Source organism: Leptolyngbya sp. NIES-2104 (assembly GCF_001485215.1).
Taxonomy (GTDB): Bacteria; Cyanobacteriota; Cyanobacteriia; order Leptolyngbyales; family Leptolyngbyaceae; genus Leptolyngbya.
Genome location: NZ_BBWW01000001.1, coordinates 3,248,475 through 3,265,055 on the forward strand (window position 1 = coordinate 3,248,475; position 16,581 = coordinate 3,265,055).

A 16,581-nucleotide genomic window follows, 5' to 3' on the forward strand; every position below is an offset into this window, starting at 1 on the left:
GATAAACAGAACGCAACCCATAAATAAAAAGCAGTCGTTGAACGCCATCATGTTCGCCTCACGTCCAATGGTACGATCGAGCAACGCATAAGCTTAATTCTGAGCTTGTATCGGGTCGCTCGTGTACCGCAAAAACATCTGTGTGAGTTGATCAATGTGATCGCGCGTGATCGGACTTGACAAGGATACCGAATCGACTAAACAATTCGAGTGAAATCGTTCCTGCACCGACTGTAAGGTTCCAAGTGCCGCAATTCTCATTGATCCACCCAAGTTCCGTGCCATGTTGTATATTGCTGAGGCTGAGCCAATCTGCTTTGGTTCAATTCCTACGGTGGCAAAGCTAGAGAGCGGTGTCATCACGAGCGGTTGCCCCAACGCTCGGATGACTTGCGCTGGGATGAGTTCTATCACTCCAGTATCGTGCGTCATCGTCGTGTTCATAAAGCAACTAAGTCCGAATAGCGTAAAGCCGACCCCGACCAACAAACGCAGATCAAATCGCTGCATTAATTTCGGCACAAACGGCGTAATGATCAATTGCGGTATTCCTGCCCACAGGCGACCGCTTGCAGGACGTGACGCGACTCCTCGAAGACCGAGAGGATCGCAGCCTCTGCACCGAGTTGTGCGATCGCTTCTTGAGCAACATAATGCAAGAAGGCTGCAAGATCCGGTCGGGCTGCCAGTCGTTCAGAAACACGGGCGAGGGCTTGATTCGCTTTTGCCAGGTCTGCCATGCGAGATTCTGCGATCGCGAGCTGGCGGGACTGTTGAGCGAACTGTTCCTGTGTTGCCAGTTGTATTCGTATTCCTCTAGCATGTGGAGTCCGTAGGCGATGATTGCAATCCACAAGATGTATTCACGGGAGCTGGTATCACGAGACATAGCGAACCTCCAAAAGATTGATGTCAACGGTTATAGCGTGTCAAAAATCATCCAATTCTGAACATTTTGCGTTTTCAAAACCGTTTCGGCTTGATGAATTTCTTCATTCGTTCCTTCAACCAGAATGAGATACTCTCCTTGCGCTAACCGCTCTCTGTAGCGCTGCACTTGCTCGTCTGGAATGTTCGTGCCGATCGCGGCTCCAAGTAGTATGCCTGCCACCCCTCCATAAAATGCTCCGGCTGCGAGTCCTACTGAGGCTGCTTCAGCTCCAGCAACAGCGGTCAAACCAACGCCTGGAACTGCTAAAGTCACGAGTCCAGCTTCTAAAATGCCGACGATACCGCCCCAGATTCCAGCATCTAAAGCACCATGCCCTAAGCGCTCAAGCAGGCGGCGACGAGCAAAGTGGGCTTCAGGCTCTATCAATGGATCTAGCGTCGTATTGTCTGAAGTGACGTGTTGAGCAACGACTGAAATTTTGTTAATCGGAAAATTAGTGGCTTTAAGTTGGTTAAGGGCTGTCTCGATGTGTTGGCGATCGAGAAACGTCCCAGCAGCATTCTGATGTTCTAGCGCCATGTTGAATCTCCTGTTCATAGAACTGTCCGAGATATAAATAAAAGTTTTAGAGTGACTAGAATCCTCAAGGGTTACAACGCCAAGAATGCACCCTCAATTGTTGCTAAAGCGATAAATAGCGCTACCTAGAGGGTGTTATGCACTTTTGTTAGACTAGGAGGATGAGTAGAAAGCCATATCCGAGCGATGTGAGTGATGAAGAATGGGCATTTGTCGCTCCCTATTTAACCTTAATGACCGAAGATGCTCCGCAACGCGCACACAGGCTACGTGAAGTGTTCAATGGTACGAGATACAATGCAAGAAGCGGGGGAGCATGGCGACTGATGCCGCACGATCTGCCACCGTGGTACACCGTGTATCAGCAAACTCAACGCTGGATTAAAGCAGGTGTGTTTGAAGCGATTGTGCATGACTTGCGTGAGATCCTTCGACTCCTGAGTGGACGCAACGCCCAGCTGAGCGCCATGATCCTCGATAGTCGTACCTTGCAATCGACGGTTGAAAGCGGAGAACGAGCAGGTTACGATGGCGGCAAGCGCAAAAAAGGGAGTAAGGTGCATTTGGCAGTTGACACCTTGGGCTATCTGCTCACTTTGGTCGTGACTCCAGCAAATGAGCAAGACTGAGCACAGGTTGAAGCACTGGCAAGACAGGTGCAGGAAGTCACTGGAGAATCTGTTGAAGTCGCGTTTGTAGACCAAGGTTACACCGGAGAGCAACCTGCTGAAGATGCTCAAGCTCAAGGCATTCGATTGGAAGTGGTCAAGCTTCCCGAAGCTCGCAAAGGGTTTGTGCTCCTGCCCCGTCGCTGGGTCGTGGAGCGCAGTTTTGGCTGGATGTCTCGCTTCCGTCGATTAGCGCGAGATTATGAGCGTTTACCTGAGACGTTGGTAGGCTTTCATCTGATTGCCTTTGCAGCGTTAATGGTCAAACGCTTTGTTGAGATCCGGTTTCAAAGTGCATAACACCCTCTAGAAACCATCATCAAGGCGACCTACGAAGATCACGGCAAAATCAGCATCTTCAATAACGCCGCGCAAGCCTGGAACCACACCTTTTACTGGCACTGCATGAGTCCCAATGGCGGTGGCACACCAACCTCAATTCTAGCGGAGCAGATCGATCGCGACTTTGGCAGCTTCGAGCAGTTTAAGGAAGCATTTAAGTCGGCGGGTAGCACTCAGTTTGGTAGCGGTTATGCTTGGCTCGTGCTTGACAATGACACACTCAAAGTTATTAAAACTGCCAATGCTGCTAACCCAATGACGCATGGAGCCGTGCCGTTGCTCACCGCTGATGTATGGGAACATGCCTACTATCTCGACTACCAAAACCGTCGTCCAGACTATCTGCAAACGTTTCTCGATCGCTTGGTAAATTGGGAGTTTGTTGCTCAGCAATTTGCTGCAACGAAAGTCGCAGCAGTCAGTCAGTAAACCGTTGCAGGTTGGGCAATTCGTAAATTGCGATCGCCTTCAATACATCAACCTTGCACTTATGAACCCACAAAACAAGTCACAAGCTTTTGAAGTCAATCATGCCGAAGGTCGGGCATATTGGGGGATGGGCATTCTCTGGATTATGCTGGCGACTGCCGAAGATACCAACGGAGCGTATTCCTGTATTGAAGAGTTGATTCCACAAGGTCCGGCAGCACCGGCTCACATTCATGAGGCGGCAAATGAAACCTTTTACATCCTGGAAGGCGAAGCCACTTTCTTTGTTGAAGACCAGCCGATTAAAGCAACTGCTGGATCGTTTGTGTCCATTCCACAAGGCACCAAACATGCTTTTCAAATCGACTCGGAAACGGTACGGCTAATCAATACCTATGTACCCGCAGGGTTTGAGCAAATGATTATGGCGACGACTGTGCCCGCCGAGGTGCGAACATTGCCACCTGCTTCGATCGCTTTTCCAAATCAAGAACAGTCTAACCGAGCGATGGAGCAAATCATTCAAAAGTATCCTGCGGCTAAAACGGACTTCCTGCAAGGTTATGAAAGCTAAGGAATCTAACCTTATGAACGAGCAAAACGAACACGCAACAAGTGACTCGCGTCCGGTACTGATTGTCGGTGCGGGACCAACTGGAATGACGGCAGCGATGGAACTCTCGCGCTTTGGAGTTCCCGTTCGCATCATAGATAAGCTGTTGGAACCTTCAACTACATCTCGCGCCCTTGCCGTACAAGCGCGCACCTTGGAACTCTTCGAGCAGCGTGGGCTAATCCAGGAGATGCTCCAGATTGGGAATCCGGGTAAGGCTGCCACCATCTATGGAAACGGCAAGTGCCTGGGTAAAGTACTCCTTGGAAAGATCAAGAGTCGTTACAACTACATCTTGCTCATCTCTCAGGGCGAAACCGAACGCATTCTGCGCGAGCAGATCGATCGACAGGGGGTGGCGATCGAGCGCGGCACAGAGATGATCGATTTTTCTCAATTAGAGTCGTTCTCTGAGTCTGGGCTGAACGACGGTGTAAAGGCTGTACTCCGCAACAGCAAAGGAGAGCTTGAGGAACTCGAAGCATCTTACCTAATTAGCGCCGAAGGCTCACACAGCAAGGCTCGCCGCAACCTGAATCTTCAATTTCAAGGCAAATCACACAAGCAGAGCTATGCCCTCGCTGACCTTCATCTCGATGGCGATATTCCCGATGATGAACTCTCAATCTTTACCGCCGCACATGGCTTCTTAGAGGGTGTTTTAAAAGTTGAATCGGGTCAAATTTTATGCCAAACGCCTCACCATGATGCGAATCATCGCCAGATAAATAAAAGTCTCCGAAGTTTCCGGCAGTAGCTCATAGTCTCGCACTAAGCGACGACAGTGCATGATCCAACCGTTTGTCCGCTCCACCACCCAGCGCTTTTTGAGCAAGACGAAACCTTTGGTTTGCTCAGGACGTAAGACGACCTGGACAAGCCAATAGCAGATACTGATGACCCACTGCATGAACGGTGCGCCATCAAATCCGCCATCGACCCAGATCGTGTGCAATCGAGATACGGCTTTGCCTTGTTTTCGGACTCGTTGCAGCGCCGTTTTGCCGCCCTCGCGTTCTGGGGTGCTAGCAGCAGTCACAAACACGCGCAAAACCAGTCCCAGCGTATCGACGGTGATAAATCGCTTGCGTCCTTTAATGATCTTTCCGGCATCGAAGCCCACGGCTTCATGGACACCCGCAGCGCTTTTCACCGACTGACTATCCAACACGGCTTCCGATGGACTGGGCATCCGTCCCTGTTCAATCCGACTGCAACGATACAGACAATCATGAACGTTGATCCAGGTTCCATCTTTGCGCCAGTTGCGAAAGTAGGTATAGACGGTTTGCCATGCCGGAAAGTCTCCAGGCAACGATCTCCAACGCACCCCTTCAACCAGAATGTAGAAGATCGCATTCAGGACTTCCCACAAATCCACTTCTCGCGGTCGTCCGCCCGGTTTTGCTTCGGGCAGCAAATCTCGCAACAGTTCATATTGAGCATGGCTCAAATTACTCGGATATGATTTACTCATGTTGCTCTCTCGGTGCTGTGTGTTTTATGTATCTACAGCGTATAACCGGAGAGCTTTTTTACCCCCTTGATTGTCTTTTCAAACACCCTCTTAGGGGTCTTCCCGATGGGGAATCGTCACTTCCGCTTCATTGCGACTAATCCAGAGGAGCATGAAAAGACAGATGACGAACTGACTTTGGAAGAGTTGCAAAAGCTCTACGACGCGGACTCGCACATCCCTGTCAAGCTGAGAGATATGACTTGGAGTTCTCGATTTCGGATCAACAGCCGGATGCTTCACACGCTGCGAGAGCGCCGCATCTTCTTTGGTGGCGATGCGGCACACATTCATAGTCCGGCGGGTGGGCAAGGAATGAATACTGGCATTCAGGACATGATCGATCTGAGCTGGAAACTGGCGATGGTTTGGCACGGCAAAGCAACTCCAGAGCTGCTGAACACCTACGAGGAGGAGAGGCTTCCGATCATTCGCGGTATCGTGTCCAAAACAGAAACCGCCACCGATGTGCTGAACTCCGACAGCCCGATCGTGCATCAGTTGGTCACGCACATCGCGCCCGTTCTACTCAACACCCGTTTCGTACAGCAGTTGAGTACTGGACTGATCAGCGAGGTCGCGGCGAATTACCGGGAAAGCTCGCTCTCTCAAACTGATCAGGCTCGCGGCACTCTACGAGCGGGCGATCGAGTGCACGACTTAGATGTATTGGTGTGGAGCCGCGATGCTGCGAGCGACACACAGTTCCGCAAATCACGTCTTTATGAAATTCTCGATCCGTCGCGCTTTACGCTGCTGGTAGCAGATGGCGATAGTACAGCGGACATTGCTCCAACCTGGGAGGAGCAGCTCAGTCCTTGGTCTGGGATTTTGAAAACGTACCGAATCGCGCCTGCCTTTACCCAACCGGAGGCAAAGGTTCAATTCGACAGTTCCTTCGGCAGCGGTCAGAGCCTTTTGCTGGTGAGACCCGACTCGTATCTTGGTTTTATGGGAGATTGGGATGCTTTACCAGCACTGACAGAATGGCTCAGTCGATGGTTCTCACCGACTGCAAATTGATCTCATTCGCATCAACAACTTTAGGAGAACAACCATGACCGAACAACGCTACCTCAACTTCCTTAACGCTGAAGACTGTGCCCTACTCATGATCGACCATCAGACCGGCACGATGCTGGGTGTGCAGGATATCCGTCTAGATCAGTTCCGCTCCAACGTTCTGGCGCTGGCTTCGATCGGGAAAGTTCACAACTTGCCGACCGTGATCACGGGAAGCTATGTCGATGGTCCCAATGGACCGATCATGCCTGAACTGCTCGAAATGTTTCCAGACGCACCTGTAATCTCGCGCCCCGGCTGGATCAACTCCTGGGAAGATCCGAGCTTTAAGGCGGCTGTAGAAGCCACAGGTCGTAAGAAGTTAATCATGGCGGGCGTGACGACTGACGTTTGCCTTTACTTTCCGGTGATATCGGCACTTGCCGAGGGGTACGAGGTGTACGCCGTCTACGATGCGTCGGGCTGTTGGGACATGATGAGCCAGCTCACCTCCTGTATGCGGCTGCAACAGGCAGGCGCGATCGTTTGTAACTGGACGGTGATTGCCGCCATGCTGCAACGGGACTGGCGACGACCCACCGCTGAGGGCACGCTCAAGTACATCTTCGGCGGTCATCTACCATTCTACGAGTGGTTATCCAACAATCAGAACTACACCCGCACCACCCTGCAAAGCAAGAGTAAAACATCCTGAGCCTTCAAAAAGGAGAATGAAATGGATAAGTTTGCAATCTGGTCATACATGAAAGTCAAGCCAGGCAAGGAACAGGAAGTAGAAGAGTTCCTAAAATATGCACACTCTCTGATTGAGCAGGAGCCAGGCACAACCACCTTTTACGCCTTGAAAATTGGGCCGGGCACATACGGCACATTCGACACCTTTATCGACGAAGCGGCTCGCGATGCCCATGCGAACGGACCCGTCGCGAAGGCACTGCTGGCAAAGGTAGAGGAGCTATTTACTCAGCCACCAGAGATTGTTCAAACAACCATCTTAGAGGCAAAGGCACTGAGCGCTTAGTTCGTTTTGTATGCTGCTTCCCTGAAACCGTAAAGTATCAATTTCACGAATCAATTAGGAGGAATGAGCAATGAGCAATCCACCTGCTGCATCTCCGATACCTGAATCAGTACTCACCGTTTCTCAAGACAAACAAGACATCGTGACCGCGATCGAACGCTTCGACGTTCCAATGGATCAGCAAAAGGAGACTGAACCATGAATAATCAGCTTATCAACGAGACGACCAATCATTTCTACCAACTGATTTGGCGAGAAGTACGGATACCGATGCGGGATGGCTCCTATCTCGCCGCCAATCTTTACCAGCCTGATGGACCGGGTCAGTTCCCAGTCATAGTGTCGATGTGTCCTTATGGCAAGGACCTGCACTTTACAGAATTTGCACCAGCTAATCCGACGATAAAAGCTGAGTACGCTCATTCCCAGGATAAAGGACCGCTCCTGAGCTGGGAGACACCCAATCCAGAGTGCTGGGTGCCTCAAGGTTATGCGGTGCTGCGGATCGACGAGCGCGGGATTGGACACTCACCGGGCAAGCTCGACATCCTTTCCGAGAGCCTAAAGGAGGACTACTACGATGCCGTGGAATGGGCGGGAACACAGGAATGGTCAACTGGTAAGGTGAGTCTGCTTGGCATTTCCTATCTGGCTATGAGCCAATGGGCTGTTGCCTCTCTACAGCCGCCGCATCTTACTTGCATCATTCCATGGGAGGGCACGGTCGATTACTACGCCGAGTTCACTTACCCTGGTGGCATGCTGGCGAACGGCTTTATTGATTTCTGGTGGAAGAACGCCGTTCTGTCCAACCAGTACAATCCTGATGGCAAGATGAGTGATGATGATTTGCGTAGCAACCGCGTCGAGTTTCCCGAATTTGCCCGCCATAACCCGCTTCGGACAAAGGCTTGGACCGATCGATCGGGAGACATATCGAAAATTGAAGTCCCATTCCTCTCGTCTAGCAACTGGTTCAGCGCTGGCATTCACACGCGCGGTAACTTTCTCGCATTCCAAAATGCGCCCTCGCCGCATAAGTGGCTTGAGGTGCATGTCGGCAGCCATGTTGGCGAGTTCTATACTGTGGAGGGCCGCGAACTTCAGAAGAAGTTTTTGGATTACTGGCTGAAAGGCATCGACACTGGGCTAATGAAAGAGCCGCGTGTCAAGCTGGCAATTCCCACTGGCGGAAGCAACTTTACTTGGCGATACGAAAACGAGTACCCGCTAGCTCGCACCAAATGGCGAAAACTTCATTTGAGCGCATCTAGTCGATCGCTCGTGTCAGAACAGCCAGAGAACATAGCAACTGTCGGCTTCTCAGGTGACAAGGAGTGCGAATCCCGCGATTGGGGCAAGCCCTACCTGACAAAGCAATTTTTGAAAGAGGAGAATAGCAGCAAACGTGTTCTATTCGAGACCACGCCATTTGAAAGCGAAACAGAGATCCTTGGTCCAATCAAGCTAAGACTTTGGGTCTCCTCCTCAACCGACGACCTGGATATCTTTGTTTCGCTCAGACATCTCGATGCAGATGGACGGGAGATCGTCAACGAAGGATCGAATGCGAAGAACTATCCGATTAGCCAAGGCTGGTTGAAAGCTTCGCTACGCAAGCTTGATCCTGTGAGAAGCACGGATTGGAAACCCTATTACAGTTTCGACGAGGTCGAGAAACTTAAGCCCAATACACCATACCCGCTCGAAATCGAGCTTTGGAATTCAGCGATCGTCATCCCGAAAGGTCATTCGCTTCTTCTTGAAATCGGCAGTCAGAATCAGAGTGGCTGTGGTCTTACCCTTCAAACATCTAACGATCGAGTCTGGGATGCTGACGCAACCATTTACACCGGCGGTTCATTCGATAGCCATCTTTTACTGCCCATCATTCCGGCAAACATCAGTTGGTGACATCTTCTATTGAGAAGTACGGTCAACTTGATATTCTGGTCAGTAATGCAGGGATTGAGCATTTCGGAAAGCTGGAGGAGATTACTCCGCAAGATTTTGAGCGGGTGTTCAGTGTGAATGTCGCGGGTCAACTGTTTGCTACACAGGCTGCGGCTCGCTACCTTCCGTCTGGTGGTCGTGTGGTGCTGACTTCCTCAGTCAGTGCCCAGATTTCGGTTTTTTATCACACACTCTATGCTGCCAGCAAAGCTGCTGTTTCGGCAATGGTACGCAATTTGGCTCCTGAGTTGGGAGAGCGTGGCATTACAATCAATGCCATTGCTCCTGGCGGTACACGGCGACAGATATGGCTAAAGAAAACGCCAAGCTATATACACATCCAGCTTTACGAGAATCGCCTCCAGAGACTTTGCTCAAGAGCAAGACATCACTGCAACGAGTGGTACAGTCAGAGGAAATCGCCGCGGCAGTCACATTTTTAGTCTCTGACGATGCTTCCTATATTACTGGCAGCACACTCGCTGTGGATGGTGGTAGGCTCTAAAGTGGAGCTAGAGCGTGTTGCCAACGGCGAATCTCTAATTCTACTGATGCTCGCACACTGCCGTTTTCAAGGCTTTGAATTTGTTTTCCATAAATCAGCAGTAAGGAGCTGTTAGTGATGTTAAAATCAGACACTTCTGAATCGAATCAACAATTCATCAACGCTTGGAGGTACTTTGCTAGTGCCTGTCCTAACGGAGAAGTTTTAGAAGCGAATAAATTAGCCGTCACCTGGAGCGGTACAGGCAATGTCTTTGTTAATGCTGTCTTTCTTGCTGAACCTGTCTTTGAGGAGGCTGAACTAGAAGCAAAAGCAAAAGCAGCTTGCAATTATGCTAAAGAGCGCAATCAACCCTGGTGGATGGTAGTTGCTGAAGACTGGGTACCAAAATTCCTTCTCCCGCAGATCGATGAAGTGCTTGCTCGACAAGGGCTTGTTCCCTTACTCAAGATCACTGGTATGGCGACTGAGCAACTGCTTCCTTCGACAGCACATCGCTCGAAATTAGACTGTGTTAGCGTAAATAGCCTAGAGATGAGACAGGCTCTCGCTGACATTAATTCGATTAGCTATGATCTTCCTCTTTTACCTTTTCGCGAACCTTTCGAGCTTGACAACTTTTGGCAAGAGATGGTATTCGGTACAGTCGGGTATGTGGACAGTCAACCCGTATCAGCGGCAATAACGCTTCTGATCAACAATGAATTCTATCTAGCATTTGTTGCCACCTTACCGAATTACAGAAATCAAGGTTTTGCTGAAGCTGTTATTCGGCACTCTCTAGAGCAGGCAACGCAGCGCTATGGCAAGAAACGGACTGTTTTACATGCAACGCCTGCTGGTCTTCTAGTGTATCAAAGAATCGGCTATCAACCCACTGCTTGTTTTAGAACTTATGCCTGATGCATCAGCAGCTAGGATAAGCAGATGTTTTGAGATTTACTGGTTCAGACAATTCAATGAAGTGAGGATTTCAGCCTCGCTTTCTCGTTCTTAATCTTTGAAATAATTGAAAATAGGAGGCAGCCATGAAGATACTTGAGAATAAAGTTGCCTTGGTGACTGGCGGAACGTCGGGAATTGGAAAAACAACTGCGATCGCATTCAGCAATGCAGGCTCAAAAGTTGTGCTTTCAGGCAGGCGTGAGCAAGAAGGTGAAGAAACCGCCGATTTGATTCGTCGATCGGGCGGTGAATCTTTGTTTGTGCGCTCAGATGTATCGAGTGAAGCAGAAGTCAAAGCACTCATTGAGAAGACCGTTGAACAGTATGGTCGGCTAGATTGTGCCTTCAACGCTGGAATTGAGCCACCTCTAAAGCCGCTCCATGAGCAATCGGTTGAAGACTTCGACAAACTGATGGCGATTAATGTTCGAGGAGTGTTTTTGTGCATGAAATACGAAATTCAACAAATGCTCACGCAGGGAGGGGGAGTGATTGTCAACAATTCTTCAATGGGTGGTCTGATCGCATTTCCTGGAAATAGTCCTTATCACGCAAGTAAACACGCCGTGATGGGATTGACTCGTTCTGCTGCGCTAGACTACGCCAAGCAAAACGTTCGGATTAATGCGGTCAATCCCGGAATGATTGATACAGATATGATGGATCGTCTTGCACATGGGAATCCAGAGCAGATCACTGCTAGCAACGAAGCTAGCAGCAGCACTATCAGGAGTAGCTAACTGGAGGTGTAACTGCCCGTGATATCCCGCAGCCACCCTAGCAGTAGTGGACTGCCGATTACTGCGACCTGATTGATTGCCATGGCTAAACCCAGCGTAAACCCCAACAAACAATCCCAGCACCGGAACAATCTGGGCAGCCGAAACAAGCAATCTAATCTCGAAAGCATTGAGTTCAAGCGAGGCTTGCAGGTGACTGGATAATGCTCCCAATCCTTGAACCAAAAAGCAGGCAGTTGCTTGAGCGATCGAGAAATGGCAGGATTCATGCCAAACGATTCATTGGTAGTCAGTCCACAATATCAACTTGCTTTAACGTAGCAGCCAATTTTGTCATAAATTCAACAAAGACGCGAACCTTGGCTGAAAGGTAGCGTTTTTGAGGATACAACACAGCGATCGGTAATCCAGCTTGAGTCGCGTAGGATTGAAGAATCGGTTGCAGGTCTCCCCGTGCGATCGCTTTTGCGGCAATAAACTTAGGCAACTGAACGACACCCGCTCCTCCGATCACCGCGTCCAAAATGACTTCTGAGTTATCGAATTTTAGATAACTGTCAACAGCAAGCTCGATCAATTTTCCGTCCTGTTCAAACTTCCAGGTCGGTTCTCGCCGTGTCTGTGGAAAGATAAAGTTGACGCAGCGATGCTGTGACAGCTCTGTAAGTGTTGTCGGCTCACCGTACTGAGCAAGATACTGTGGCGAGGCACAAGTAATGTATCGCGCTGTTCCCAAGTGGTGCATGGCTAAACGGCTATCTGTGTTCAAGCCAATCCGCACCGTCGCATCAACATCGTCCTCAATTAAATCAATCACGCGATCGCTAAATGAAACATTCAGGTTTAGCTCAGGATATTGTGCGGCAAATTGCAGCAGAGCAGGAGCAATATGCAGTTTGCCAAATGTAAAGCTGAGGTCGAGCCGTAATGTTCCGATCGGCAGTGCTTGCAATTGTTTGACTTCGAGTTCGGCTTCTTCCAAGTCGCTGAGAATTTGCTGAGCGCGTTGATAAAATCGACTGCCCGCTTCAGTCAGCGTTAAATTACGAGTCGTTCGTTGAACTAGGCGCACCCCCAATTCATCTTCTAAGCGCAAGACGGCTCGACTCACGGCGGACGGAGCCATGCCTAACTGCCTTGCTGCCTCCGAAAAGCTGCCAGATTGAGCAGAGCGCATAAAGATCATCAGGCTTTTCAGTTTGTCCATTGCTGCACCCGCATCTTTGAATTTTTTGCACAAGTGTTTTGTAGTTTAACTGCTTTTTCTCTTTTCTTGTACAAGCTATCGTTTAGACAAAATTAAATTTCTAGATCTACAAACAGGATTGAGGAAGTAGACATGACACAGCAAACAGATTCAAAACAAACGATCTTAGTCACCGGAGCTACAGGCAACCAGGGCGGTGCAGTAGCACGTCAACTGTTGCAGCGGGGAAATTTTGCGGTTCGCGCTTTTGTACGTGACTTAAACAAGCCTGCTGCCCAATCCCTTCAACAAGCAGGTGCAGAACTCGCAGTCGGAGATTTTAGCGATCGCGCCTCCCTCGATCGCGCTTTACAGGGTGTCTATGGTGTTTTTTCATTGCAGACTTTTCTCAAAGAAGGCGGATTAGAAGCCGAGATCCGAGATGGCAAAACGGTTGCAGACGCGGCAAAAGCGGCGGGCATCCAGCACTTTGTCTACAGTTCGGTAGGAAGTGCTGAACGCAACACGGGCGTTCCCCATTTTGACAGCAAGTTTCAAGTTGAAGAATACATTCGGTCTCTGGGCTTGCCCTACACCATCCTGCGTCCGGTTTTCTTTTTTTACAACTACGCCTCGATGCGCCCAATAATAGAGCAGGGAACGCTGCCCCAACCACTCAGCCCTGAGACAAAATTGCAGCAGCTATCGGAAGAAGATTACGGGGCAATGGTCGCTGAGGTATTCGATCGTTCCACCGAGTTCTTGAACCGCGAAATTGAAGTTGCCAGTGTAGAGATGACCATGACTGAGATCGCGGCAGCGTTTAGCCAAGTTTTGGGCAGGTCTGTCACCTACCAGCAGATTCCGTTTGAAGCATTTGAGCAGCAAGCCGGAGAGGAAGTGACTACCATGTATCGCTGGTTTGAGCGCGTCGGTTATGCAGCGGATTTGGCGCAGTTGAAACGCGAGTTTCCAGCACCAACCGACTTTGAATCCTATTTACGCGGTTCCTTCGGAGTTGCGCGAGAGCGCTAATCGCGGTTGGGCAAAACCAGCCGAAGCCTGACTGATGATATGAACTGCCGCACGACTTGACCAGTATGCAAACAATTAGGAGAGAGCGATGAAAGTATTAATGGTAGGAGCAACAGGTCAGTACGCTAGCCTTGTTCTGCCTGAGCTGAAGCAACGTGGCGCTACCGTGCGGGCGCTGGTGCGAGATGAACGTAAATCGAACGCGGCGCGGCAGCAGGGTGCAGAGGAAACGGCGATCGCCGACCTCAACGACTCAGATAGTCTTCGTGCTGCTGCGACTGGCGTGGACGGTGTGTTTCACATTAATCCTGCCTTTACATCTAATGAAGCAGAATTAGGTGTGGCGATGGTTGAGGCAGCGAAGGCAGCGGGTGTGCAAAAGTTCGTGTTTTCGGGTGCGATTCATCCATCGATCTCGAAGATGAGTAACCATGCAGCGAAACGTTCGGTCGAGGAAGCACTGTACGAGTCTGGGATGGAGTTCACTGTCTTGCAGCCGACGATGTTCATGCAAACGCTTGATAACGGGTGGAATGCCGTGATCGCACAAGGACGCTTCTCCTTGCCCTACTCTAAATCTGCAAAAGCATCCTACGTCGATTACCGCGATGTAGCAGAAGTGGCGGCATTAGCACTGACGGGGAATCGATTAGGCTACGGCACATTCGAGCTATGTGCCCCTGGCATGGTCAACCGCGTAGAATTGGCAGCAATGATGAGTGAAGCGATCGGGAGCACGATTGAAGCGGGCGAACCCTCCTTTGACGAGTGGGCACAGGCAGCACATATTCCAGAGGGTTCTCGGCGCGAGGGCATGAGAACAATGTATGCTGACTATGATCAGCATGGGTTTCCGGGGGGCAATGCGCTGGTGCTGCAAGCCATTCTCGAACGAGAACCCCGGACGCTGCGGCAGTACATCCAAGAACTTGCAAACCGCAAAGTGGCTTCATGACTCAGCATCAGGAGGATTACCAATGCCCAAGATTGAACGTGTCCTCATTGTTGGGGCTGGCATTGCTGGGCTAAGCCTTGCCATTGCCCTTAAGCGTCAGGGACTGAATCCTGAAATCGTGGAGCGTCAAGCAGCATTGCCAACTTACGGTGCAGGGATTTACCTGGTTGGAAACGCGATGCGGGCGCTCGGATCGCTAAATCTAGACGATCCAGTCCTTCGCCAAGGAGCATTAATCCAGACTCAAACCCTGTTAGACGATCGAGGTCGAACGCTTGCCACGATCAACACTGAGAGCGTGTGGGCAAGTTGCGGTCCCTGCGTGGGTATCCGCCGAGTTGATCTCCAGAGCATCCTAGTTGAGGCGTTGGGAGCGGCACAACTTCATTTCTCAACAACTGTGGCTGCACTTGAGCAGCGTGAGAACTTCGTTGCAGTTCAATTTAGCAATGGAACTGAAGGTCATTACGATCTCGTGGTGGGAGCCGATGGTGTGCGATCATCGATTCGCAAGCTGGTGTTTGGGGACTTGCAGCCCCGCTACTGTGGTCAGGTAGGCTGGCGGTTCCTGGTGTCGTGCCCGCCATCAATAACAGGCTGGACTGTCTTTGCTGGGCATCGTGGAGTCTTCCTGTTTGTTCCAGTGGGCAGCGGTCAGGCATACTGTTACGCTGACGCTGTAATTGCTCAGCCGCTGGATGATCCGCTAGAAGGACGATTGGAGCGGCTACGATCGCGCTTCGGGTCTTACGCGAGTCCGGTGCCGGAAGCACTGGCAGAACTCCAGTCTTCAGAACAGATTCACTTTGCGGCGATCGAGGACATTCTACAAGAGCCGTGGGCATCAGGTCGGGTGCTGCTGATCGGGGATGCCGCTCATGCAACGTCCCCCAATATGGCTTCGGGTGCGGCAATGGCGCTTGAGGATGCTCTTGTGCTGTCCAAGCTGATTGCGTCGGAGCGAGATGTTACGCAAGTCCTGGATGAGTACATGACCCAACGGATGCCTCGAATTCGTTGGGTACATGAACAGACCCACCGTCGCGATCAGATCCGAAATCTCCCGCCGCTCATCCGAAATATCATGACACGCTACCTAGCGAATTCCGTCTATCGTGCAAACTACACTCCGCTCATCGCTGAGCTATCAGAGAGCAATTGAGGGAGTTCAATAGAAACCGATGTCATCCTAATGGTTGATTTAGGTTTACAGGTTCTTAAGTTAGATCTGTCACTTAAGCTGTACCTATCTCGCATTGCTCAGGCAAGTATGAAAATGAATTATTCTCGAAGTCGTCGAATATTTTTGCTAGCTGCTGTATCTATCCCGATCGCGACGGTTTGCGCCTCTTGGTCTACCAAGGGAGAAAATGCTTCTTCGGCTCAAACACAGTTTGCAAAACTCGAACGGACATTAGCAGGTCGGCTTGGAGTCTTTGCGCTGAATACCGCCAATCGTGCACAACTTAGCTATCGCGCCAACGAGCCTTTCCCCCTATGCAGCACTTTCAAGATACTCCTAACATCTGCCATCTTGAAGCGCAGCACACAGGTCGAGGGGTTAATGCAGCAGCGCATCAGATATCAGCAGCGCGATCTTGTCACCTATTCCCCGATTACTGAACAGCATGTCAAAGAGGGCATGACGGTTGCCGCTCTTTGTGCTGCGGCAATGCAGTACAGCGATAACACTGCTTCAAATCTGCTGATGAAGATCCTGGGTGGACCTGGATCTGTAACTGCGTTCGCACGTTCTATTGGCGATCGTCAATTTCGCCTCGATCGCTGGGAGACTGCTCTTAATTCATCGATCCCAGGCGATCGGCGAGATACATCGACACCCGCTGCAATGGGGCTTAGCCTTCAACAACTCGCCCTTGGGAACGCACTAGAACCGCATCTCCAGGCGCAATTACAAGCTTGGTTACGGGGTAACACGACTGGGGCAGCGCGCATTCGAGCCGGTGTTCCAGCGAACTGGCAAGTTGGAGATAAGACCGGGACTGGCGACTACGGAACCGCAAACGATGTTGCCGTGCTGTGGTCGCCACAGCGTTCACCCGTCGTTGTCGCGATCTACACCACTCAGGGTGAGAAAGACGCAAAAGCACGGAATGACATTATTGCATCAGCCGCTCGAATTGTTGTCGATTCGCTGGGCTAGTCGCATCACAAACTG

The 16,581-nt window shown here is 50.6% G+C and carries 22 protein-coding genes and 1 pseudogene; 17 read left to right on the top strand and 6 right to left on the bottom strand.

Features of this window, described 5'->3' with window-relative positions; all coding sequences use genetic code 11:
• Window positions 1-93: 93 nt before the first annotated feature.
• The 3 genes from NIES2104_RS15310 to NIES2104_RS15320 form a co-directional block, all read right to left on the bottom strand.
• A complete protein-coding gene (locus NIES2104_RS15310) occupies window positions 94-540 on the bottom strand; it encodes a hypothetical protein (RefSeq protein WP_156426964.1) in 447 nt (148 codons plus the stop codon).
• Complete coding sequence (locus NIES2104_RS15315; protein ID WP_058999137.1) at window positions 537-740, bottom strand: hypothetical protein; 204 nt, start codon at window positions 738-740, stop codon at window positions 537-539. Before NIES2104_RS15315 ends, NIES2104_RS15310 begins: the two co-directional genes overlap by 4 nt.
• A 179-nt stretch (window positions 741-919) precedes the next feature.
• Window positions 920-1,471, bottom strand: coding sequence for a hypothetical protein (locus NIES2104_RS15320; protein WP_058999140.1), 552 nt, complete (start codon window positions 1,469-1,471; stop codon window positions 920-922).
• A 161-nt stretch (window positions 1,472-1,632) separates the two neighbouring features.
• Here NIES2104_RS15320 and NIES2104_RS15325 point away from each other — a divergent pair.
• The 4 genes and pseudogenes from NIES2104_RS15325 to NIES2104_RS15340 all read left to right on the top strand — a co-directional run bounded on the left by NIES2104_RS15325 (window position 1,633) and on the right by NIES2104_RS15340 (window position 4,280).
• Window positions 1,633-2,439, top strand: a pseudogene (locus tag NIES2104_RS15325) (IS5 family transposase).
• A gap of 105 nt (window positions 2,440-2,544) precedes the next feature.
• Window positions 2,545-2,910 (top strand): superoxide dismutase, encoded by a 366-nt coding sequence (locus tag NIES2104_RS15330; RefSeq protein ID WP_339375134.1) that lies wholly within the window; start codon window positions 2,545-2,547, stop codon window positions 2,908-2,910.
• 61 nt (window positions 2,911-2,971) lie between these two features.
• Window positions 2,972-3,484 carry a quercetin 2,3-dioxygenase gene (locus NIES2104_RS15335; RefSeq protein WP_058999141.1) on the top strand — a complete coding sequence of 171 codons (513 nt, stop codon included), beginning with the start codon at window positions 2,972-2,974 and terminating at the stop codon, window positions 3,482-3,484.
• 13 nt (window positions 3,485-3,497) lie between these two features.
• Complete coding sequence (locus NIES2104_RS15340) at window positions 3,498-4,280, top strand: NAD(P)/FAD-dependent oxidoreductase (RefSeq protein ID WP_058999143.1); 783 nt, start codon at window positions 3,498-3,500, stop codon at window positions 4,278-4,280.
• Here NIES2104_RS15340 and NIES2104_RS15345 read toward each other — a convergent pair.
• Complete coding sequence (locus tag NIES2104_RS15345) at window positions 4,209-5,000, bottom strand: IS5 family transposase (protein ID WP_058997871.1); 792 nt, start codon at window positions 4,998-5,000, stop codon at window positions 4,209-4,211. The two genes, NIES2104_RS15340 and NIES2104_RS15345, sit on opposite strands and share 72 nt — an antisense overlap.
• A gap of 66 nt (window positions 5,001-5,066) precedes the next feature.
• Here NIES2104_RS15345 and NIES2104_RS15350 point away from each other — a divergent pair, with 66 nt between their 5' ends.
• The 9 genes from NIES2104_RS15350 to NIES2104_RS15380 all read left to right on the top strand — a co-directional run bounded on the left by NIES2104_RS15350 (window position 5,067) and on the right by NIES2104_RS15380 (window position 11,226).
• A complete protein-coding gene (locus NIES2104_RS15350; RefSeq protein WP_263970967.1) occupies window positions 5,067-6,062 on the top strand; it encodes an FAD-dependent monooxygenase in 996 nt (331 codons plus the stop codon).
• A gap of 34 nt (window positions 6,063-6,096) precedes the next feature.
• Window positions 6,097-6,756 (top strand): isochorismatase family protein, encoded by a 660-nt coding sequence (locus NIES2104_RS15355; RefSeq protein WP_058999147.1) that lies wholly within the window; start codon window positions 6,097-6,099, stop codon window positions 6,754-6,756.
• A 21-nt stretch (window positions 6,757-6,777) separates the two neighbouring features.
• Window positions 6,778-7,083 carry a putative quinol monooxygenase gene (locus NIES2104_RS15360; RefSeq protein WP_058999149.1) on the top strand — a complete coding sequence of 102 codons (306 nt, stop codon included), beginning with the start codon at window positions 6,778-6,780 and terminating at the stop codon, window positions 7,081-7,083.
• 70 nt (window positions 7,084-7,153) lie between these two features.
• Entirely contained in the window at window positions 7,154-7,285 is a 132-nt protein-coding gene (locus NIES2104_RS33470; RefSeq protein WP_263970968.1) for a hypothetical protein, read from the top strand.
• On the top strand, window positions 7,282-8,997 hold the full coding sequence (locus NIES2104_RS15365) for a CocE/NonD family hydrolase (protein ID WP_058999151.1): 1,716 nt from the start codon (window positions 7,282-7,284) through the stop codon (window positions 8,995-8,997). The genes NIES2104_RS33470 and NIES2104_RS15365 overlap by 4 nt, the downstream gene beginning before the upstream one ends.
• Entirely contained in the window at window positions 8,994-9,479 is a 486-nt protein-coding gene (locus NIES2104_RS15370) for an SDR family NAD(P)-dependent oxidoreductase (RefSeq protein WP_058999153.1), read from the top strand. The genes NIES2104_RS15365 and NIES2104_RS15370 overlap by 4 nt, the downstream gene beginning before the upstream one ends.
• The gene (locus NIES2104_RS33820; RefSeq protein WP_202815078.1) at window positions 9,437-9,541 is read left to right on the top strand and encodes an SDR family oxidoreductase; all 105 of its coding nucleotides are present in this window, start codon (window positions 9,437-9,439) and stop codon (window positions 9,539-9,541) included. The genes NIES2104_RS15370 and NIES2104_RS33820 overlap by 43 nt, the downstream gene beginning before the upstream one ends.
• A 117-nt stretch (window positions 9,542-9,658) precedes the next feature.
• On the top strand, window positions 9,659-10,444 hold the full coding sequence (locus tag NIES2104_RS15375; RefSeq protein WP_058999156.1) for a GNAT family N-acetyltransferase: 786 nt from the start codon (window positions 9,659-9,661) through the stop codon (window positions 10,442-10,444).
• A 125-nt stretch (window positions 10,445-10,569) separates the two neighbouring features.
• Window positions 10,570-11,226, top strand: coding sequence for an SDR family NAD(P)-dependent oxidoreductase (locus NIES2104_RS15380; protein ID WP_082690007.1), 657 nt, complete (start codon window positions 10,570-10,572; stop codon window positions 11,224-11,226).
• Here NIES2104_RS15380 and NIES2104_RS15385 read toward each other — a convergent pair.
• Window positions 11,223-11,495 carry a hypothetical protein gene (locus tag NIES2104_RS15385; RefSeq protein ID WP_058999158.1) on the bottom strand — a complete coding sequence of 91 codons (273 nt, stop codon included), beginning with the start codon at window positions 11,493-11,495 and terminating at the stop codon, window positions 11,223-11,225. The two genes, NIES2104_RS15380 and NIES2104_RS15385, sit on opposite strands and share 4 nt — an antisense overlap.
• Before the next feature lie 20 nt (window positions 11,496-11,515).
• Window positions 11,516-12,433, bottom strand: coding sequence for a LysR family transcriptional regulator (locus NIES2104_RS15390; protein WP_058999159.1), 918 nt, complete (start codon window positions 12,431-12,433; stop codon window positions 11,516-11,518).
• Window positions 12,434-12,565: 132 nt separating this feature from the next.
• Here NIES2104_RS15390 and NIES2104_RS15395 point away from each other — a divergent pair, with 132 nt between their 5' ends.
• The 4 genes from NIES2104_RS15395 (at window position 12,566) to bla (ending at window position 16,566) form a co-directional block, all read left to right on the top strand.
• On the top strand, window positions 12,566-13,447 hold the full coding sequence (locus tag NIES2104_RS15395; RefSeq protein ID WP_058999162.1) for an NmrA/HSCARG family protein: 882 nt from the start codon (window positions 12,566-12,568) through the stop codon (window positions 13,445-13,447).
• Between the two features lie 88 nt (window positions 13,448-13,535).
• Complete coding sequence (locus tag NIES2104_RS15400) at window positions 13,536-14,402, top strand: SDR family oxidoreductase (RefSeq protein WP_058999163.1); 867 nt, start codon at window positions 13,536-13,538, stop codon at window positions 14,400-14,402.
• A gap of 22 nt (window positions 14,403-14,424) precedes the next feature.
• Window positions 14,425-15,564 carry an FAD-dependent monooxygenase gene (locus NIES2104_RS15405; protein WP_058999165.1) on the top strand — a complete coding sequence of 380 codons (1,140 nt, stop codon included), beginning with the start codon at window positions 14,425-14,427 and terminating at the stop codon, window positions 15,562-15,564.
• Window positions 15,565-15,678: 114 nt separating this feature from the next.
• The gene (bla, locus tag NIES2104_RS15410) at window positions 15,679-16,566 is read left to right on the top strand and encodes a class A beta-lactamase (RefSeq protein ID WP_059001782.1); all 888 of its coding nucleotides are present in this window, start codon (window positions 15,679-15,681) and stop codon (window positions 16,564-16,566) included.
• Window positions 16,567-16,581 lie beyond the last annotated feature (15 nt).